We start from the raw sequence: 22,960 nt of genomic DNA, 5'->3' as shown, positions 1-22,960 counted from the left end.
CTGATACGAACGACGCTTGTGTAGGAGCTGTCGAGTGAAACGAGGCTGCGATCTTTTGATCTTGATCTTAAAAAACAAGATCGAAAGATCGCAGCCTCGTTTCACTCGACAGCTCCTACAGGGGACCGTGGTGCTCCCGTTTATGCGATTGCCAATCGGCGTTCCAACAGGTCTTCAAGCTCATCCAGCAACTCATCACCGCGCAGCAGTTCGTAGTGCCCGCCCGCCAACAAGCGATCTACACCATGGCTACCGACCTGGGCCTCAAACACCCGACGTTCATCGTCGCGTTCGGCCACCCACCAGCGATGCGCCTTAATCTGAATCGCCGGCAGTTGCCGATGCGCCAGCGCCAGTTGCTTGAGGCGTGAGCCGGTGGCGAAGATCTGCGTGAGTTCCCCCACGCCCAACGCAGCTTGTTCATTGGAACCGTGCATGGCCGCCTCGATCACCGCCGTGGAACCTTCGCGCTCATTCAAGTCAGCGGCTTTCAGCGCAGTCAGCGCTTGAGCCTCATCGGCCGGCAGACCGAGCACAAATTTCAGGAAGTCGCCCAGGTCCTCGCGCCAGTCCCCCGCTTCTGCGGTGCCCGCCACGTAGCTGTCGACCAGCCCGGCAAACGCGACCGTCTCACCCTGGGTTTCCAGTTCGTGAGCAACCAGTTGCGTCAACGCTCCGCCCAACGACCAGCCCAGCAAGTAATACGGCCCCTTGGCCTGCTGACTGCGAATCCGTTGCGCATAGGCTTGAGCCATGGCCAGCAGTGACTCGTCCTGCCATTGCGGGTCAAGCAGCATCCGGCATTGCAGGCCGTACACCGTGCGCCGGCCTTCCAGTCGACGGGCCAGCGGTTCGTAGTCGAACACCGTGCCGAAACCGGCGTGCAGGCAGAACAGCGCCGGCACGTTCGGGATTCGCGCATTGAGCGCCAGCAACGGGTCCGGCGCAGACGCCGGTTCGGCAGCCTGATAGCCACTGAGTTCGGCGATGCACGGCTTCTGCATCAGATCCCGCAGCTTCAATTCAAAGCCCAGTTGCGGCTGACTGCTTACCCGCGAAATGACTTTGAGCACCTGCAACGAGTCGCCGCCCAGTTCGAAGAAGTTATCGTCGATGCCCACTTGCGGCACGCCGAGCACGTCTTGCCAGATCGCGGTCAGCGCCTGCTCCAGCGCGTTGCGCGGCGCACGATAACCGCCGAGCGCCCATTCAGGTGTAGGCAGCGCGCGACGGTCGAGCTTGCCGTTGGCTGACAGCGGGAAACGCTCCAGCACCAAGATTCGCGCCGGCACCATGTAGTCCGGCAGTTGCGCTTGCAGTTCAGACTTCAAGCGACGGTCCAGCCCGACTGCACCGGCCGCCACCACATAACCCACCAATTGCTTGCCGGTCGGCGTGTCGTGCACCACCACGGCGGCATCCTGCACCCCGGCGCAGTCGCGCAGACGGGCTTCGATTTCGCCCAGTTCGATACGGAAACCACGGATCTTCACTTGCTGGTCGAGTCGCCCCAGGTAGTCGATCAACCCGCATTCACGTTGGCGCACCAGGTCGCCGGTACGGTACATGCGGCCACCGGCCTCGAACGGATCGGGGATGAAACGCTCGGCGCTCATGCCGGGACGCTGGTGGTAACCGCGCGCCAGGCATTCGCCGCCCAGGTATAACTCGCCGCTGACACCGACCGGCAACGGATTGAGGTCAGCATCCAGCACGTACAACCCACGCCCGGCCACACCACGACCAATCGGCGCATACGCCGCGTCGCAGGTTTCGCTGACCTCGGCACGCCACAGCAGCGGCGTGACCACGGTTTCGGTCGGGCCGTAACCGTTGACCAGACGCTGCGGACGCAGCGCCCGTTTGACCTGCTCGAAACTGGCCTCCGGCACCGCATCACCGCCAAAGCAATACACCTCGACCGCCGGTGGATTGCCCAGACGTTCAGCCACCTCGGCCATCTGTTGCAGGTACGCCGGCGGGAAGCAGGCCACGGTGACGGCGTGACGCTGCAACACTTCCAGGGTTTGCTCCGGCGTCCACAAACTGTCATCGCGGATCACCAGGCTGCCGCCAGCCAACAGCACGCTCAGCCAGCGCTCCTGAGCACCGTCGAAGGCGAACGACATAAAGTGCAATTCGCGGCTGCGCGGCGCCAGTTCGTAGAGCTCGATGATGCCGCGGCAATGCCGGGCAATCGGTCCACGCGCCACCGCCACACCTTTAGGCTGGCCGGTGGAACCGGAGGTGTAAATCAGGTACGACAGATGCCCCGGCAGCGGTTGGGAAACCGGGCATTCGGTGTTGCCAGCAACGGCCAACTGATCGAGCAGCAGACGCGGTGGACTGTCGGCCAGGGTCAGCCGTTCGCCCAGATCACTGTCGCAAAGCAACAGGCTGGCCGCCGAATCGCTCAACATATAAGCCAGCCGCTCAGCCGGGTACGCGAGGTCCAAAGGCAGATACGCCGCCCCTGCTTTAAGCACCGCGAGGAACGCAACGATGGTGCGTTCGGAACGCGGCAACGCCACCGCCACCAGACTTTCCGGCCCGATGCCGCGACCGATCAGTTGCTGCGCCAACCCATTGGCCTGTGCCTCAAGCTCGGCATAACTGACTTCCCGATCCTCGCAGATCAAGGCGATTTTCTCCGGTTGCGTGCGTACATGCTGATTGAACGCGTGCAGCAAATCGGCGTTGCCTTCAGAAACTTGCGGCAGGCTGATCAGTGCTTCAGGCAAGCCAATGTTGCCAAGCAGACGCGTGGCATCCTCCGGCAACGCACGCAACAAACCTTCGAGCTGCGCACGAATCCGCTCAACTTCCACTTCACTGAAGCGATCACGCAGGAACAGGTATTCGACTTCCAGGCCTTCTTCGTTGGCGCTGACCATCAAGTCCATCGGGAAGTTGGTCACCCCGCCACTGCCGACTTCGGCAAAGCGCAGCTCACCTTCCTCGCCCCCTTTCAAGGCGCGGTCCACCGGATGGTTTTCGAATACGATGATGCTGTCGAACAAGCCCTGACCACCCTGCCCGGCCCAGCGTTGAATGTCCGACAACGGCGTGTGCTCGTAGTCGCGCACCATCAGGTTGTAATCCTGCAAGTCGCGCAGCCACTCGCCCAACGGTTGTTGCGGATCAAGCGTCTGAATGACCGGCAAGGTATTGATGAACAGGCCGAGCATGTCCTGCGCGCCGGCCAACCCGGTCGGACGCCCCGCCACCGTGGCGCCGAACGCGACACTGCGCTGGCCGCTGTGGCGTTGCAGCAGCAACAGCCACGCGCCTTGCACCAGTGTGTTGAGGGTCACGCGCTGACGCTTGGCGAAGCTGTGCAGTTTGCGCGTCGCTTCGGCGTCGAGGTTGCTGTACATCACGCCGTGACCGGAGCCTGTCGCACCGGAAGCCTTGGCCAGAATGGTCGGTTCCTCGAGCAACGCCAGGCGCTCGCGCCAGAACCCTTGCGCCTGCGCACCATCCTGACGTTGCAGCCAGGCGATGTAGTCGGCGTAACGACCGGTCAGGGTCGGCAGGCTGTCGTTGTGGTACAGGCGCAACATGTCGCCCAACAGGCGCGAGGCGCTCCAGCCATCCAGCAACAGGTGATGGTAGATCCAGATCATCTGGTAACGGTCATCACCCAGGTGCACCAGGATGAAACGCATCAACGGCGGGCAGCTCAGGTCGAAGCCTTTGGCCTGTTCCGCAGCCGCCAGTTCGCTCAGCGCCTGCTCGGTGTCGCTGCGGTCACGCCAATCGAGCTCTTCGATCGGCAACTCGACGTCGGCGAACACCGCTTGCAGCGGATCGGCCAAGCCATCACGCCAGCGGAACGCCGCGCGCAGCACTTCATGCCGCTGGACCAGCGTCTGCCACGCCGCGCGGAAACGCGGCACCTGCAAACCGTCCACCGCTACGCTCAACTGGTTGACGTAGGGGTTCAGCTCCGGTGAATCGAGGCAATGGAACAGCATGCCTTGCTGCATCGGCGACAGCGGATAGAGATCTTGCAGCCCTTCACGGGCGGCGATGTCGATGTGCGGCACCAACGCAAAAGCAGGGACTTTCGGCGCTTCAACCAACGCCGCTTCGCGGCTGGTCGCTACCGCAGCGAGTGCCCGAATGGTCTGCTGCTCGAACAGTTGCTTCGGACTGAACACCAGCCCGCGCTGCCCGGCACGACTCACCGCTTGCAGCGAGATGATCGAGTCACCGCCGAGCTCGAAGAAGTTCTCGGTGACGCCCACCGACTCCAGCCCCAGCAGTTGCTGCCAGATCTCCACCAGCAACGCTTCGGCCGGCGACGCGGCAGCCACTTGATCGTGGTTCTGCCGAGTGGCTTCAGGCGCTGGCAGGCCTTGGCGATCAAGCTTGCCGTTCGGCGTCAGCGGCAACGCGGCCAGGCACATCAAATGCGCCGGCAGCATGTGCGCCGGCAGACGGCTGCGCAGGTGCAGGGTCAGCGCTTCACGCAAATCGTGCTCGTCGGCGAGCGGGTCGCGGGGCACCACGTAGCCAACCAACTGGCGGCTCACCGGCCCATCGCGATCGATCACGAAGGCTTCACGCACGCCTTCGTGTTCCAGCAGGCAGGCTTCGATTTCACCGAGCTCGATACGGAACCCGCGAATCTTCACTTGCTGGTCGATACGACCGAGGTATTCAACGACACCGTCGGCACGGAACCGCGCGAGGTCGCCACTGCGGTACAAACGTGCGCCCGGCACGAACGGATCCGGCACAAAGCGTTCAGCCGTCAGGTCCGGACGTTGATGGTAACCCCGCGCGACGCCCTCGCCGCCCAGGTACAACTCGCCCGCCACGCCAACCGGCAATGGCTGCAAACCGCCATCCAGAATATAGGCGCTGCGGTTACCGACCGGCCGGCCAATGGGCATGAACGCCGAGTCGAATTCGGTGTCCGGGTACGCCAGCCAGATCAGCGGCGTGATCACCGTTTCGGTCGGGCCGTAGCCGTTGATCAGGCGCTTCGGTTGCAGCACCTGCTGGACTTCATCGAACGCATGTTTAGCCATGCCTTCGCCGCACGGGGTGTAAGAGCGGATCGGCAGATCACGCCCCGCTTCGCCCATGAAATCGGCGATCTGCGCCAGGTAGCTCGGGGTGAAGCAGGCGATGGTGATGCCGTGCTTTTCGATCTCGGCGCAGGTGCGCTCCACGCTCCACAACTCGTCGTCGCGGGGCATCACTGCCGAACCGAACACCAGCGGCGTCAGCCAACGCTCGTGGGCGCCGTCGAAGCTGATCGAGGCAAATTGCAGCTCGCGATCGTCCGGGGTCATGCCGTACAACTCGCCGATCGACAGGCAATGCATGGCCAGCGGACCAAGGGCCACGCTGACGCCTTTCGGTCGTCCGGTGGAGCCCGAGGTGTAAATCAGGTACGCGAGGTTTTCGCCGCAGGTGAGGTTGACCGGGTTGGTGTCCGCCATGAATTCCAGCGGCTCGCGGTCGATTTCCAGCACCGATAAGCCTTCCGGCAGTGGCAGTTTTTCTCGCAGCCACGATTGGCTGATCAGCAGCGAAATGCCGCTGTCTTCCATCAAATAATGCAGGCGCTCGGCCGGATACGCCGGGTCCAGCGGCACGTAGGCGCCGCCGGCCTTAAGGATCGCCAGCAAGCCAATGATCATTTCCGGCGAACGCTGCATCGCGAGGCCGACCCGCACTTCCGGGCCGATGCCCAGTGCGCGCAAGCGGTGGGCCAATTGGTTGGCGCGGCGGTTGAGTTGGTCGAAGCTCAGTTCCAGGTCGTTGAAGATCAGCGCCGTGGCGTCCGGGCGAGCAACGGCCTGAGCCTCGATCAACTGATGCACGCAGAGCGGGTTTTCCGTCGCGGTGAATGCGGGATTCCACTCGACCAATTGTTGCGCGCGCTCCGGCGCGGTCAGCAGGTCCAGTTCACTCAATGCAGCCTGCGGCGCGGCGACCATCGCCGCCAGCAGCGCGGCCAAATGCTCGCTCATGCGGGCGATGGCGTCGGCGCTGAAGTGGGCGCACTGGTAGCTCCAGTTCAGGCTGAGCAGGCTTTCGGCAGTGGCCGCCAGTGTCAGCGGGAAGTTGGTGCGTTCATGGTTCTGCGGGATGGAGAAACTCAACCCGGCCGGCGCACCTTGTTGCAGCGCTTTGGCCACCGGGAAGTTTTCGAACACCAGCAGGCTGTCGAACAGCGGCTCACCGGCGCGCCCGGCCCAACGCTGAATGTCACCCAATGCGGTGAATTCATGCTCACGCAGTTCCAGGTTCTGCGCCTGCAAGCGGGTCAGCCACTGGCCGACGCTTTCAACGGCGTCCGGGCTGATGATCACCGGCAAGGTGTTGATGAACAGGCCGAGTTGACTTTCAGCCCCCGGCAAGTCCACCGGCCGCCCCGCCACCGTGGCGCCAAACGCCACGCTGCGTTGACCGCTGTAGCGTTGCAGCAAGAGTGCCCAGGCACCTTGGACCAAGGTGTTGAGGGTGACCTTTTGCTGACGGGCAAACTCGCTGAAGCGTTTGCTGGTGGCGATATCGAAGGTCTGACGGTGGTCGGCGAATTCCGCCGTCGACAGGTTTTTACTGTCGCCATGGGCCAGGCTCTGGGCCAGTAGGGTTGGGTTGTCGAGGACCGCCAGTTGCTCGCGCCAGAAGATCTCATCGGCATGAGCATCCTGACGTTGCAGCCAGCCAATGTAATCGGCAAAACGCCCGGTCGGTGCCTGCACGTCCTGCCCGGCATAACGCTGCAGGACTTCGCTCAACAGCAGTGAGTTACTCCAGCCATCGAGCAACAAGTGATGGTGGGTGTAGATCAGTTGCTGACGCTCATCGTCGAGTCGCACCAGGGTCAAACGCATCAACGGCGCCCGGGTCGAGTCGAGCTGCAAGCGTTCGCTGTCGATCAGCTGCACCAACGCTTCGGCCTGATCGTTGCGGCTGCGCCAGTCGAGGCAGGTCATCGGCAATTGCAGATGACGATGCACCAACTGCACCGGCGCTTCGAAGCCGTCGGGGAAGTGGAAACTGCTGCGCAGGATCGGATGGGTGTCGAGCACCGCTTGCCACGCGCGGCCCAGCCGTTCGGCATCGAGGCCACGGGCTTCGACGCTGAGTTGGTTCACGTAGGCGCCGGACTCCGACTCGTACAGGCTGTGGAACAGCAAACCGGCCTGCATCGGCGACAGCGGATACAGGTCCTCGATCTGCGCCGGTGACACCGGCAGACCGTCGAGTTGCGCCTGAGTCAGACGCGCCAACGGGAAGTCCGCCGGGGTCACGCCGCCCGCGCCATCGCTCAGGCAATGAGCGATCAGCGCCAGCAACTCACTGCGGAAATCCGCGGCCAGCGCTTCGATTTCACGCTGGTCAAAGCACTCGCGGCTGAAGGTCCAGTCGAGTTTCAGTTCACCGCCATAGACCTGACCGTCCACCGACAGCCAGTTCGGCAACGGTGCGTCAGCTGATTGCGCGGCGCCGCTGGATTCCCGAGCTGGGGTGAACAGTGCGTCTTCGGCAAAACTCTGGTCGAACTGCCCGAGGTAGTTGAACGTCACGCGTGCTTGCGGCAACGCGGCCAACGCCGCTTGGGTCGCAGCATCGCCCATGTAGCGCAACAGGCCGTAGCCCATGCCTTTGCCGGGGATTTCGCGTAGTTGCTGCTTGATCGCCTTGATCGAACCCGAAAGGTCTGCGGTCGGCGTCAGGCGTACCGGGAACAGGCTGGAGAACCAGCCAACCGTGCGGGTCAGGTCGATGTCGTCGAACAGTTCTTCGCGGCCATGGCCTTCGAGCTGAATCAGAGCCGATGCATCGCCGGTCCAGCGGCTAAGGGTGCGGGCCAGAGCGGTCAGCAGCAGGTCGTTGACTTGAGTGCGGTAGATCGCTGGCGCCTGTTGCAGCAACTGGCGGGTCTGCTCGCGGTCCAGGCCGATGCTGACGCCCTGGCGCAGATACCCGGCCTGACTGGCTTGAGCGTTGGCGGCTGGCAGCGAATCATTGGCAGCGCTCAGTTGCGCCTGCCACCAGTTCAATTCGCTAGCGGCAGTTTCGGAACGTGCATAGGCATCGAGTTTGTCGGCCCAAGCCTGGAAAGCGCTGGTCTTCGGTGGCAGCTCTTGCCCTTGGTAAGCGGCCTGCAAATCTTCCAGTAACACCCGCCAGGAAACACCGTCCACCGCCAAGTGGTGGATCACCAACAGCAACCGCTGCGAGCCATCCGCCTGGGCGATCAACGCCACGCGCAGCAGCGGACCGTCTTGCAGACTGAGGCTGCGCTGGGCTTCGTCGCACACCGATTCCAGCGAGGCATCGCTGGCCACGCGGGCGGTCCAGAGCATGTCGATCACATCACAGCTGTCGGCCCCGACATAACGCGCCGACCATTGGCCATCGACCTGACTGAAGCGCAAACGCAGCGCATCGTGCTGCTTGAGCAGACGTTGCAGCGCCGCTTGCAGCCGCGGCAATTCGAGGGTTTCACGCGGCACCAGCAGCACCGCCTGGTTCCAGTGCGCGCGTTGCGGAATCGGCTCGTCGAAGAACCAGCGCTGGATCGGCGTGAGTGTTTGCACGCCGTCCACCGGCCCTTGTTGCGCCAGCGGCGCCGCTTGTTCTTTGACCACGGCAGCCAGTGCTTGCAAGGTTTGCTGCTGGAACAGGTCGCGCGGTTGCAGGCTCAGGCCTGCACGACGGGCACGGCTGACCACTTGAATCGAAATGATCGAGTCGCCGCCCAGTTCAAAGAAATTGTCCTGACGCCCGACCTGCTCCACGCCCAACACGTCTTGCCAGATCTGCGCCAGCACTTGTTCGTGTTCGCTGCGTGGCGCTTCGAACGCGCGTTGGCTGACCTGTGCGGTCGGCGCCGGCAGACGTTTGCGGTCGAGTTTGCCGTTGGGGCTCAGCGGCATTTGTTCGATCAGCACGGTCTGCGTCGGCACCATGTAGTCCGGCAGGCTCGCCAGCAGATGGCTTTTCAGGGTTTCACGCCACGCGCCTTGCTGCTCGGCATCGGCGCTGACCAAGGCTCGATCTTGCGGCACGATGTACGCAACCAGTTGCTTGCCGCTCGGGCCATCGAGGGCCAGCACCACCGCTTCCTGCACGTCGGCATGTTCTTGTAGACGCGCTTCGATTTCGCCCAGTTCGATGCGCAAACCTCGAATCTTCACTTGGTGGTCGATACGCCCGCAGTAGTCGATGGCGCCATCAGCGCGATAGCGCGCCAGGTCACCGGTGCGGTACAGGCGCTCGCCGCTGCCGAACGGGTCGACCACGAAACGTTCCGCAGTCAGCGCGCCACGGCGGTGATAACCGCGAGCCAGACCGACACCGCCCAGGTACAACTCACCCACCGCGCCCAGCGGCAACGGTTGCAGTTCGCTGTCGAGGATGCAGGTGCGCAGGTTGGCGATTGGCCGGCCGATCGGCACGCTGTCGCGGCCCTCTTCCACGCAGGTCCAGTGGGTCACGTCGATGGCCGCTTCGGTCGGGCCATACAGGTTGTACAAATTCGCTTGCGGCAGACTGCGCAAGGTTTGGCGTTGCAGTTCCATCGGCAGCGCTTCACCGCTGCAAATGATCCGTTGCAGCGAGGTGCAGGCCAGCGCCTCGTCGGCACCGATAAACGCCGAGAGCATCGACGGCACAAAGTGCAGCGTGGTGATCGCCTGTTCGACGATCAACGCGGCCAGACGTTGCGGATCGCGGTGCTCGCCGGGGGCGGCGATGACCAGCGTGGCGCCCTTCATCAGCGGCCAGAAAAACTCCCACACCGACACGTCGAAACTGAACGGCGTCTTTTGCAGCACGCGGTCGCTCGGCAGCAGGTTGTAGGCCTCCTGCATCCACTCCAGACGGTTGTGCAGCGCCACATGACGGTTGCCCGCGCCCTTGGGTTCGCCGGTGGAACCGGAGGTGTAAATCACGTAAGCAAGGTTTTCTGCGACAGCGAGGTTTGATAGATCGGTGCCCGGCAGATCGCTCAGCCAATCGGCTTCGCTGTACAGGCACAAGGTGCGCACGTTGTCCGGGGTCGGGAGTTGCGCCAGCAGATGTTCCTGAGTCAGCAACAGCGAAATGCCGCTGTCTTCGATCATGTAGCTCAGGCGATCAATCGGGTACTCCGGGTCCAGCGGCACATAAGCGCCACCGGCCTTGAGAATCGCCAACAGGCCGACGACCATTTCAAACGAGCGGTCGCAGGCAATGCCCACCAGCACTTCCGGGCCGACACCCTGGGCGCGCAAATGGTGGGCCAGACGGTTGGCACGCAAATTCAGCTCGGCGTAACTCAGGCTCTGACCCTGGAACACCAGCGCTGTCGCCTCACCGTTTTCAATCGCGCGCGCTTCAAAATGCCGCTGCACGCAGACTTCGCCCGGATAGATTTGAGCTGTGTCGTTGAGGTCGTCGAGGATGCGCAGACGCTCGTCGGCCTCCAGCAATGGCAACTCGGCTAGCGGGCACTGCGGGTTCGCCAGCACACCGGCCAACAAATTCCGCCAATGACGCGCTAAATGCTCGATGCGTTCAGCATCGAACAAATCGGTGGCGTACGTCAGGCTTGCGAACAGCTTGTCGCCCTCTTCCTGCGTGTCCAGTTGCAAATCGAATTGCGTGGTATGCGCCGTGGCGTTCAGCGCCTCGACGCGCAACCCTGCGAGCAAACCGCTGACCGCCGCAGGTTTGGCTTGCTGGTGGTTGAACATCACCTGGAACAGCGGGCTGTGGCTGAGGCTGCGTTCACCTTGCAGGGCTTGCACCAGACGCTCGAACGGCAAGTCCTGATAATCCTGAGCATCCAGCGAAGCAGCGCGGGTCTGGTCGAGCAACTGGCTGAATGGCAGACGTCCATCCAGTTCAGCACGCATCACCTGGGTGTTGACGAAGAAGCCGATCAGGCCACGGGTTTCCGCACGATTGCGGTTGGCAATCGGCACGCCGACGCGCAGGTCGGACTGACCGCTGTAGCGATAGAGCAAGGCCTGGAAACTCGCCAGCAACAGCATGAACGGCGTGACGCCGCGCTGTTTGGCCAGGCTCATCAAACCGCTGGCCAAGGTCGCATCGAGGGCGAAATCCAGACGCGCACCGCGCTGGCTCGGTTGTGCCGGGCGTGGGCGATCAGTCGGCAATTCCAGCAGCGGTTGTTCGCTGCCCAGTGTTTCGCGCCACCAGTTGAGTTGACGCTCCAGCTCGCCCGCTTCCATCCAGCGGCGCTGCCACAGGGCGTAATCGGAATACTGGATTGGCAACGCTTCCAGCGCTGCGTTTTGCCCTTGGCAATGCGCGGCATAGAGCCGGGAAAACTCCTCCACCAACACACCCATCGACCAGCCATCGGTGACGATGTGGTGCAAGGTCAGCAACAGCACATGGTCTTCGGCGTCGAGCTGCAACAGGCTGACCCGCAGCAGCGGACCGTGCTGCAGATCGAACGGCCGGGCGATGTCCTGCTCGACCGTTTTCATGGCCAGATCGAGACGCTGCTCCTGAGGTTCATCGCGCAGGTCGATCTGTTCGATCGGCAGCGAAGTGAACCCGGCCAGTGTCTGCATCACCTGACCGTCATCCTCGACGAAACGGCTACGCAAACTCTGATGCCGCTCCAGCAGCACGTCAAAACTCTGCTGCAACGCCGCGACATTCAGCGGCCCGTGCAAACGCAGGGTGGCTGGAATGTTGTACGCCGAGCCTTGTGGATCAAGCTGCCAGAGAAACCATTGGCGCTGCTGCGCATACGACAGTTCAAACGTCGCTTGCGGCTCGGCAGCGGGTGGAATCGGCAGTTGACCGAAGCTCACGCCCTGCTCTTGCATGCGTTGCAGAAACTCGCGGCGCTTGTCGGCAGGCAGGCCGGCGAAGCGGGTGGCGATACGCTGGGCAGTGGTGTGTTCCATCAGTTGATCTCCATCTCGTCGAGAAGCGACTCAAGCGCATCAAGACGTGCATCGTTGTCAGCCGGGGCGTGTTGCCCGGCCATGGCGGCATAAGCCTGAAGGTCGGTGGATTCGAACAGCGCGCGTAGCGGCAGCTCGATGCCCAGTTCCAGTTCCACGCGGGCACTGGCCTGGGCGGCGAGTAGCGAATGCCCGCCCAATTCAAAGAAGTTGTCGCGCCGGCCGATCTGCGCCACGCCCAGCACGCTGGCCCAGATGTCTGCCAATTGCCGTTCGAGGTCGCCCTCGGGGGCTTCGAACGGGCGTTGCCATTCCTGCGCGTCAGGCACTGGCAAAGCCTTGCGGTCGAGCTTGCCGTTTCCGGTCAGCGGCAAGGCATCCAGCAGCAACCAGTGGCTCGGCACCATGTAGTCCGGCAGCTCAACCTTGAGCGCGGCGCGCAGGTTGTCGCGCCAGGCGATCGGGTCATGCGGGGTGTGCTCGGCCACGACGTAGGCGCACAGCTGCGCGCCGCCGTCGCTCGAATGCACGCTCAACACCGCTTGGCGCACGCCCGGTTGCGCCAGCAGCGCGGCTTCGATTTCACCCAGTTCGATGCGGAAGCCACGGATCTTCACTTGCTGGTCGATCCGGCCAAGGTAATCGATGCTGCCGTCGGCACGCTGACGCGCCAGGTCGCCGCTGCGATAGAGGCGTTGCGACGCATCGAACGGGCTCGGCACGAAGCGCTCGGCAGTCAGGCCGAAACGCCCGTGATAACCACGGGCCAAACCAGCGCCGGCGATGTACAACTCGCCCGCCACGCCCACCGGCACCGGTTGCAACTGGCTGTCGAGCAGGTACCAGCGCAGGTCGCGGATCGGCAGGCCAATCGGGCTTTGGGCCTTGCCGTCGAGGTCGGCCAGGCGGATGGCGCGGTAGGTCACGTGCACCGTGGTTTCGGTGATGCCGTACATGTTGACCAGGGTTGGCTGTTGGTCGCCGAAGCGCTCGAACCATGGACGCAGGCTCGCGACTTCCAACGTTTCACCGCCGAAAATCACCTGACGCAGCGACATGCTTCGTTCGCTGGCGCAAGCAATCGGCAACAACTGGCGGAACGCGGTCGGGGTCTGGTTCAACACCGTCACGCCTTCATCACAGAGCAAGCGGTGGAATTCTTGCGGCTCGCGGCTGATGTAATACGGCACGATCACCAAGCGCCCGCCGGTGCACAGCGAACCGAACAGTTCCCACACCGAGAAATCGAAGGCGTAGGAATGGAACAGCGTCCAGACATCATCCGGGCCGAAGTTGAACTCGGCAGCGGTCGCCGTGAGCAAACGCCCGACGTTGCCATGACTGAGCAATGCGCCTTTAGGCCGGCCAGTGGAACCGGAGGTGTAGATCACGTAGGCGAGGTTGTCCGGGATTGCCAGCGCTGGCAGGTTGTCGGCGCTGAAGGCATCCAGTTGCAACGACTCCAGGCTCAGCACTTGCACGCCGTCGCGGGCCGGCAAGCCATCGATCAGGTGTTGTTGGGTCAGCAGCAGCGTGATGCCGCTGTCTTCGATCATGTAGCTCAGGCGCTCGGCCGGGTATTGCGGATCGAGCGGCACATAGGCGCCACCGGCCTTGAGAATCGCCAGCAACCCAACCACCAACGGCATCGCTCGCTCGGTGGCGATGCCGACGCGCACCTCCGGGCCGACGCCCTGCTCGCGCAGTTTGCGCGCCAGTCGATTGGCCTGAGCGTTGAGCGCGGCGTAGGTCAGTTGCTCGCCTTCATAGGCCAGCGCGATTGCGTTCGGTCGTTCGGCAGCCTGGGCTTCAAACAAGTGGTGCAAGGTTGGCGACGGCGGTTGCGCCTGGAACGTCGGGTTCCAGTGCTGGATCAACGCATCGCATTGCGGCGCTTGCAGCAACGGCAGTTCGGCGACGCGCTGCTGCGGATCGGCGACCACCGCTCGCAGCAGGTTCAGCCACTGCTCGGCGAGGCGGTTCATCGACGCCTCGTCGTACAGATCCGTGGCGTAGGTCAGGCTGGCATCCAGCGCTTCGCCCTGCTCTTGAGTGTCGAGCACCAGATCGAATTGCGTGGTGTGTTGCTGCCAGTGCAGACGCTCAACCTGCAAGTCGGCGACGCTGCGCTCGACGCTCGCACCCAACTGCTGCTGATGGTTGTAGAGCACCTGGAACAATGGGCTGTGATTGAGGCTGCGATCCGGCTGCAAGGCGTCGACCAATTGCTCGAATGGCAAGTCCTGATTCGCTTGAGCTCCCAATGCAACCCGCTTGACCTGTTGCAGCAAGGTGCTGAAGGACTGCTGCCCATCGATCTCCGCACGCAGCACTTGAGTGTTGATGAAGAAGCCGATCAGGCCTTCGGTTTCCAGGCGCGAACGACCGGCACTCGGCACACCGACGCTGATGCGGGGCTGCCCGCTCTGGCGATGCAGCAACGTCTGGAAACTCGCCAGCAACAGCATGAACAACGTCACCTGTTGTTCCTGGGCACGTTGACGCAAACCGGCGAGCAATTCGCGGTCAACGTTCAGCGCCAGACTGGCGCCGCGCTCGGTACGACGGGCCGGCCGGGTCAGTTCGCTCGGCAATTCAAGCGGTGTATGGCTGCCAGCCAGTTGCTCGCTGCACCACGTCAGTTGGCGTGCGCCCTCCCCGGCCTCCAGCCAGTCACGCTGCCAACGGGCGTAGTCGCTGTAGTTCACCGGCAGGCTGTTGAGGTTGGCGGCGTTACCTTCGACGGCGGCCTGATACAGCGCGCTGAACTCATCGACCATGACCTGCATCGACCAGCCATCGGCGGCGATGTGGTGCACGGTGAGCACCAGCACGTGTTCGTCGGTGTTCACTTGCAGCAGCAACACGCGCCACAGCGGACCGTTGCGCAGGTCGAACGGCCGGGAGATTTCTTCGGCTACGGCATTGTCGATCGACGACTGATCGAGCGTGCGCTCATCCAGTTGCAGCGCCAGATTGTCGTGCAGCACCGAACGCGCCTGCTGGCCGTCCTGCTCAAAGGTTGTGCGCAGGGTCTGGTGACGGGCCTGCAATTGAGTGAAGGCTTCGCGCAGGGCTTCGCGGTTCAGCGAGCCCTTGAGGCGCAGCGCGGCGGGAATGTTGTAGGCCGAGCTTTGTGGGTCCAGTTGCCAGAGAATCCATTGACGCTGCTGGGCGTACGACAGAATTTGTGGCTGATCGTCTGTTGCACGTAGCAGGACCGGTTGGCCGCTGACATTCGCCAGTGCTGCACGCTCGGAAAATTCCGCCAGATTGGCGGCGGAGAACAGGCTGCTCACAGACAGTTCGAGCTGCAACTGCTGACGCACGCGAGAGATCACCTGAAGCACCAGCAACGAGTGCCCGCCCAGCTCGAAGAAGTTGTCGTCACGGCCCACGCGTTCGACCTGCAACACTTCCTGCCAGATCTGCGCGAGTTGCGTTTCCAGCCCTTCGGCCGGGGCTACGAAGTCACGTTGTGCATCGCCAGCTTCAGCGCGCGGCAAGGCTCTGCGATCGAGTTTGCCGTTGTTGTTGAGCGGCAGTTTGGCCAGCAGGATCAGGTGATTCGGCACCATGTATTCCGGCAGCGACTGACGCAAGACGGCTTTTAGGCCATCCAGATATTCCGTTTCTGAAACCACCGCGCCGTTGGCCACGATATACGCCACCAGTTGCGTGCCGTCCTGAGCGATGACCGCCGCTTCGCCCACGTCCTCACGGGCTTGCAGGCAGGCTTCGATCTCGCCCATTTCAATGCGGAAACCGCGAATCTTCACTTGATGGTCGATGCGGCCGACGTATTCCAGATTCCCGTCAGCGTTGTAGCGCGCCAAGTCGCCGCTGCGGTACAGCCGCGCGCCCGGTTCACGGGCGAAAGGGTCTGGCAGGAAACGTTCAGCGGTCAGCGCCGGGCGGTCGAAGTAGCTTTGAGCCAGGCTGGCCGGGGCACCGATGCACAATTCGCCAACGCCACCGTTGGGCAGCAGTTGACCGGCAGCGTCCAGCACGTACAGCGCCCGACCCGCGATGGCTCGACCGATCGGGATGCCGAACGCGTCGCTGGCATCGATCAGACGGCATTCATGAACGCTGGACACCACCGTCGCCTCGGTCGGGCCGTAGGTGTTGAGCAAACGCACATGACTCAAACCTGCTTGATGCCACAAGCGCAGACCTTCGACCGACATCGCTTCGCCGCCGACGTGAACCTGGCGCAACTCACCGAGATTGCGCACCACACCGCTCGCACATTCCCGGGCCAGCAAGTACCAATAAGCCGCCGGCAAGTCCGCCACGGTCACGCCCTGCTGGACGATTTCGGCGGCGAGGCGGCCGGCATCCCACACATCGTCGCCGCGCATAATTAACGCCGCGCCGACGCACAACGCCGGGAAGCATTGCTCGACGAAACCATCGAAACTGAAGGTCGCAAACTGCAATACGCGGTCCGACGCCGACAGTACCGAATAGTCGGCGGCGGTCTGGCAGAACTCGCGCAGCGCGGCATGGGCGATGGCCACGCCTTTGGGTTGGCCGGTGGAACCGGAGGTGTAGATGACGTAGGCCAGGTCTTCGGCGACCGCATGGTTTGGCGGATTGCTGTCGGAGTAGCCGGCGTTGTCGTCGAGGCTGAGACGTAGCACGCCGGGCACATTTTCCAGCAAACCGGACTCGCACAGCAGCACGTCGAGATGGCTGTCGTCGATCATGTACGCCAGGCGTTCAGCCGGGTATTTCGGGTCCAGCGGCACATAGGCCGCGCCGGTTTTGAGCACCGCCAGCAGGCTGACGATCAGTTGCGGGCCACGGTTCAGCGCAAGACCGACGCGCTTGCCGGGGCCGGCACCGTTGTCGATCAGGCGATGGGCCAGGCGGTTGGCCTGAGCGTTCAACTGGCCATAGCTCAGGGACTGACCGTCGACCTGCAATGCCAATGTTTGAGGGGTGGCGGCAGCCTGAGCCGCGATTTGTTCGTGGACCAAAAGCGTTGTGGATAACTGAACCGTGGCCGGTTGGCTGACCGCGAGCACAACGGCTTTGCCAGCGACATCGAGCAGTTCCAGCGCACCGAGTGCCGCGTCCGGCAGCGCAACCAATTGCGTCAGCAGATGCTGCAAATTGGCCGACAACTCAGCGACCTGCGCCGCACTGAACCGTGCCGCGTCGTAGCTGAAGTCCAGGCTCAGGCCTTCGCCGAGTTCGATGCCCAAGGTCAGCGGATAGTGCGTGCGCTCGTGGTTGTGCAGGTTGCCAAACGACAACCCGGCCGGTGCGCCCTGCTTCAGCGCCTCGGCCACCGGGAAGTTTTCGAACACCAGCAGGCTGTCGAACAGCGCCGACCCCTGCTGCCCCGCCCAACCCTGAATGTCGTAAAGCGGCACATGCTCGAACTCGCGCATGGCCAGGTTCAGCCCTTGCAACTCGCCCAGCCATTGGTTGACGGTTTGATCCGGCGTCATCGCGCACACCAGCGGCAGCGTGTTGATGAACAGGCCGAGCTGCTCTTCGATCCCCGGCAGCGGCGCCGAACGCCCGGCGACCGTGGCGCCGAAAACGACGCAATCCTGACCGGTGTAGCGCTGCAGCAAAAGACTCCAGGCCGCTTGCAGCAAGGTGTTGAGGGTGACTTTCTGCTGACGGGCGAACTCGGCCAGACGCTGGGTCGCGCGGCTGTCGAGGGTGACGCGGTATTCCTCACTACCCTCAGTGCCCACCGGAGGTCGCAAGGCTTCGGCCAGTAACGTCGGTGCTTCCAGCGGCGCCAATGCCGCTTTCCAGAACTGCTCGCCCCCGGTGGCCGATTGCTGCTGCAACCAGCTCAGATAATCGCGGTACTGCCCGGTCGGTGCCGGCAGCGATTGCCCGGCGGCGTAGTGCTGGATCACTTCGGCCAGCAACTGTGCGTTGCTCCAGCCGTCCATCAAAATGTGGTGGCTGGTGTAGATCAAGTGCCAGTCATTGGCGCCCGTGCGGACGAGCTTCAAGCGAAATAGCGGCGCGGTGCCCAGCTCAAAACCTTCGGCGCGCTCGGCGTCGGCCAGCGCATCGGTGTCGGTCGCTTCAAGCACTTCAAGCGGCAACGCGACGTGGCGGACTATCGCCTGGTGCGCGGTGTCGAGGCCTTGCCAGTGGAAGCTGCTGCGCAGGATGTCGTGACGTTCCAGCGCGGTTTGCCAGGCCTGAGCGAATCGCTGCGGATCGAGGCCCTGAATGTCGAGGCGCAACTGACTGATGTAGGCGCCGACTTCGGGTTCGTAGAGGGTGTGGAACAGCATGCCCTGCTGCATCGGCGACAGTGGATAAAGGTCTTCGAGGGTCGAAACAGCAACCGGCATTGCATCGAGTTGCGCCTGACTGATGCGCGCCAAAGGGAAGTCTGACGGTGTGGCTTGCGGCGCTTCAACGGCGCAGCAGTGATTGATCAACGCATTGAGTTCCAGCGCGTAATCGTCCGCCAGACGCTGGATGGTCGCGGTGTCGAACATCTCGCGGCTGAAACCCCAGCTCAGCGACAACTCGCCGCCGTAGACCTGACCTTCGACTGTCAGCCAGTTGCCCAGCGGTGCCGATGGATCTTGCGCGATGCCGTTGCCTTCGGTGGACGGCACAAACATCGCCGCGTCGTCGAACTGACGGTCGAACTGCCCCAGGTAGTTGAAGGTGATGCGCGGTTGCGGCAACGCCGCCAATTCGGTGCGAATCGCCGGGGTGCCGAGGTAACGCAGCGCGCCGTAGCCCACGCCTTTGTCCGGCACGGCGCGCAGCTGTTCTTTAATGGTTTTGATCGAAGCGCCGAGATCGCTGGACGGCATCAGATTGAGCGGGAACAGGCTGGTGAACCAACCGACGGTGCGGGTCAGGTCGATGTCGTCGAACAGGTCTTCGCGGCCATGACCTTCAAGCTGAATCAGCGTGCTGCCCTGCCCGCTCCAGCGGCAAACCGCCCGCGCCAGGGCGGTCAGCAACAGGTCGTTGACCTGGGTGCGATAGGCCGCCGGGGCCTGTTGCAGCAGTTTGCGGGTTTGTTCGGTGTCGAGTTTGAGTTCGAGTTTGTGTTCGAAGCGGTTTTCCAGCGCGCCGTTCGGGCGATCGCATGGCAGATCGGATGCTGCGTCGCGCAGTTGGGTTTGCCAGTGACCGAGGCTGTTTTCAGAGGCTGGAAGATGAGCTTGCAGACGGGCGACCCAGCGTTGATAGGTGCTGGTTTTCACCAACGACGCGCTTCCGCCGTTGTAAAACTGCTGAAGGTCTTCCAGCAGCACGCGCCAGGAAACACCGTCCACCGCCAGATGGTGAATGACCAGTAGCAAACGCTGAGTTGCGTCGGCCATCGTCACCAGAAGCGCGCGCATCAGCGGGCCGTTTTGCAAATCGAGACTGCGCTGGGCTTCGTCGCACAGGGCGTTGAGTTCCGCGACCGATTGCGCCTGACGCTGCCACAACACTGATTCAGTGGTCGGCGCGGCGTAGGCTTGCTGCCAACCTTCGGCGGTCTGTTCATAACGCAGGCGCAAGCTGTCGTGATGGGTCAGCAATTGCTCTAAAGCGCGATCCAGCGCATCACCATTCAACGCCTCGCGCGGTACCAGCAGCAGCGACTGGTTCCAGTGCTGACGCTCAGGGATCGCTTGCTCGAAGAACCACTGTTGCACCGGCGCCAACGCCACCGCGCCAACCGCTGGACCTTGATCGATCAACGATTGCTCGCCGCTACGGGCCGCCTGGGCCAAGCTGCGGATGGTCTGGTGCTGGAACAGATCCTTGGGGCTCAACACGATGCCGGCCTGACGCGCACGGCTGACCACTTGCATGGAAACGATGGAGTCGCCGCCCAGTTCGAAGAAGTTGTCTTCCAGACCCACATTTTCGATGGCCAACACGTCCTGCCAAATCGCCGCGAGGGATTGTTCCATCGCCGTGCGCGGCGCGACGTGTTCGCGTTGTTGCTGCGAGCCGTCCACCTCAGGCAGGGCCTTGCGGTCGAGTTTGCCGTTGGGGGTCAGTGGCAGCTGTTCGAGGAACAGCAGAAACGCCGGGACCATATAGTCCGGCAGGTGTTGGCGCAGCGCGGCTTTCAAGGTTTCACGCTGGGTCGCTTGAGCGTCGATGTCGTCCAGTAACGCTGGATCGGCCGGCACGATATAGGCGACCAGTTGCTGACCGTTGACGCCGTCCTGAGCCAGCACCGCCAATTCACGCACGGCCTCTTGCTGCAACAGCCGCGCTTCGATTTCACCGAGTTCGATACGGAAACCACGCACCTTGACCTGATGGTCGATACGACCGACGTATTGCAACGCGCCGTCGGCCTGATAACGAGTCAGGTCGCCAGTGCGGTACAGGCGTTCGCCATTGCTGGCGAACGGGTTCGGCACGTATTTTTCGGCGGTCATGCCCGGACGTGCCAGGTAACCGCGGGTGATGCCCGCGCCGGCCAGGAACAGCTCGGCAGACACGCCTTGAGGTACCGGTTGCAGGTCAGCGTCCAGCAAGTAGCTGGCGGTGTGCTTGACTGGCCGGCCTATGTTCGCGCGGCCAGCGGCCTCGCGGCGGGTCCAGGTCGAATAGGTGGTGTCTTCCGACGGACCGTACAAATCGTAGACATGCTCGACGGTCGACTGCTGATACAGCGCCTCCACCAGGCTCTGCTTCAACGGCTCGCCGGCGAGGTTGATGATGCGCACGCTCGGCGGGATCTGCCCGTCGCGCTGCAACGCATTGATCGCCGACGGCACGGTGTTGATCAGGCGCACCTGATCACGGGCCGGCAGATTCGGCAATTCCAGGGCATTGCGGGCGATGATCACCGAGCCACCGTTGGCCAGCGTGACAAACAGCTCCCACACCGACAGGTCGAAGCACACCGATGTCGAGGCCAACACGCCTTGAATGTCTTCACGGCTATAAACCGATTTAGACCAGTCGATCAACGCGAGCACGTTGCGATGGGCGATGGCCACGCCTTTGGGTTTGCCGGTGGAGCCGGAGGTGTAGATCACGTAGGCGAGGTTATCCGGCGTGACGCGGGTCGCCGGTGCGTTGCCTGGGTAAGTGGCCCACGCCCTATCGTCCATCAGCAACACTTGGGTGTCGGCGGTGACGGTCAATGTTGAGGCGACAGCTTGCTCGGTTAGCAGCACCAGGGCGCGGCTGTCTTCGAGCATGTAGGCAACGCGTTCGGCCGGGTAATCCGGGTCCAACGGCACATAAGCGCCGCCGGCCTTGAGTACCGCCAGCAACGCCACCAACAGGTTGTCGGAACGTTGCATCGCCACGCCGACCCGGACTTCCGGGCCGACGCCCAGCTCGATCAGCTTGTTAGCCAGGCGATTGGCCTGATTATCGAGCTCGGAGTAAGTCATCTGCTTCGTGGCAAAGGTCACCGCCAATGCATTCGGGTTCGCGGCGACTTGCTCGCTGATCAGCTCATGAATGCACAGGTCCTGCGGGAAGCTTTCGTCAGCACGGTTCCAGTCATGCACGATCCGCTGATATTCGGCGTTCTCCAGCAGCGGCAAATCACTGATGCGCTGCTGCGAATCACTGACCATGCCCTGCAACAAATGCGTCCAGTGCTGCGCCATGCGCGCGATGGTCGCCGCGTCGAACAGGTCGTTGGCGTAAGTCAGCGCGGCGTGCAGCTTGCCGCGCTTCTCATTGGTGTTGAGGTCGTAAGTATCCAGGGTCAGATCGAACTGGGTGGTGCGCCCTTCCCACTCGATCACGCCCAGCGCCAGACCGGACGCGGTGCTGACCGTAGAAATGTCCGCGACTTGCGGCTGGTGGTTGTACATCACCTGGAACAGCGGCGTGTGGCTGAGGCTGCGCTCCAGTTTCAGCGCCTCGACCAGGCGCTCGAACGGCAAGTCCTGATGGGCCTGGGCACCGAGGGCGGTTTCCTTGATCGCTTGCAGCAACTCGTCGACACGGGTCTGACCGTCAAGTTGAGTGCGCAGGACCTGGGTGTTGACGAAGAAACCGATCAGGCCTTCGATTTCGGCGCGGTGGCGGTTGGCGATCGGCACGCCGACGCGGATGTCGGTCTGCCCGGTGTAGCGATGCAGCAGCGCGTTGAAGGCGCCGAGCAACAGCATGAACAGGGTGATGTGGAGTTTCTGCGCCGTGGCCCTCAGTTGCTCGGCCAATTGACCGTCGACCGCGAACTCGTAACGGGTGCCGCGATAGCTCGGCATCGCCGGGCGCGGATGATCGGTGGGCAGTTCCAGCACCGGGTGCTCGTCGCCCAGTTGCGCCTGCCAGTAGTCGAGTTGACGCGCCTGTTCGCCCGCCTCCAGCCAGCGGCGTTGCCACAACGCATAGTCGCTGTACTGGATCGGCAATGGCGCGAGTTGCGGTTGTGCGCCTGCCTCAAAAGCGTCGTAGCAGCGGATGAACTCGTCGATCAGCACGTTCATCGACCAGCCGTCGGAAACGATGTGGTGCAGGGTCAGCAGCAGGACGTGTTCCTGCTCGGCGAGTTTGAGCAAGGTGACGCGCAACAGCGGGCCGACCGAAAGATCGAAGGGCAGCACGGATTGCTGCTCGGCCGCTTGGGCGACTGCCCGTTCGCGCTCCTCAGCCGGTAACGCGCTGAAATCCACCTGATCGATGACCAACGGCGCGCTGGCCGGCACTTGCAGCAAGGTGTCGTCGACCTGGCTTTGGAACACTGTACGCAGGGTTTCGTGGCGCGCAACGAGGCTGGCAAAGGCTTGCTCCAGCGCTGACAGGTTCAAACGCCCGGTCAGACGCACCGCGGCCGGCAGGTTGTACGCACCGCTTTGCGGGTCCAGCTGCCAGAGAAACCACATGCGCTGCTGGGCGTACGACAACGCCTGGCGATCCTCGGCGCAGGCGTCGGCAGGAATGGGAAACCGGGCGAAATCAACGCCTTCCTTTTGCAAGGCCGCAAGGAACCTCTGGCGCTTTTCCAGGGGCAACCCGATAAACCGGCGAGCAAGTTTCAAGGAGTCTTCAGCATTCATTTCTAAGCATCCGGATCAGTGGCGGGAAGCACAAAGGCACGTCGTCCCTATAAAACGAATCCAGACCGG

General features: G+C 62.9%; 2 protein-coding genes. Both read right to left on the bottom strand.

Annotated features, from left to right (window positions below):
- Positions 1-140 precede the first annotated feature (140 nt).
- Positions 141-11,903 (bottom strand): non-ribosomal peptide synthase/polyketide synthase, encoded by an 11,763-nt coding sequence (locus ACIQU2_RS20395; protein WP_403143603.1) that lies wholly within the window; start codon positions 11,901-11,903, stop codon positions 141-143.
- Positions 11,903-22,891, bottom strand: coding sequence for an amino acid adenylation domain-containing protein (locus ACIQU2_RS20390; protein WP_403143602.1), 10,989 nt, complete (start codon positions 22,889-22,891; stop codon positions 11,903-11,905). The genes ACIQU2_RS20395 and ACIQU2_RS20390 overlap by 1 nt, the downstream gene beginning before the upstream one ends.
- Positions 22,892-22,960: the final 69 nt, after the last annotated feature.

The organism is Pseudomonas sp. NPDC098740 (assembly GCF_044760065.1).
Taxonomy (GTDB): Bacteria; Pseudomonadota; Gammaproteobacteria; order Pseudomonadales; family Pseudomonadaceae; genus Aquipseudomonas; species Aquipseudomonas rossensis.
The sequence above is the reverse complement of the archived record's forward strand: the minus strand, read 5'-3'. Positions and strand labels throughout refer to the sequence as shown.

Excerpts from the sequence above, each read along its gene's own strand:
- ACIQU2_RS20395 (WP_403143603.1), bottom strand. The coding sequence starts at position 11,903 with ATGGAACACACCACTGCCCAGCGTATCGCCACCCGCTTCGCCGGCCTG.
- ACIQU2_RS20390 (WP_403143602.1), bottom strand. The coding sequence starts at position 22,891 with ATGAATGCTGAAGACTCCTTGAAACTTGCTCGCCGGTTTATCGGGTTG.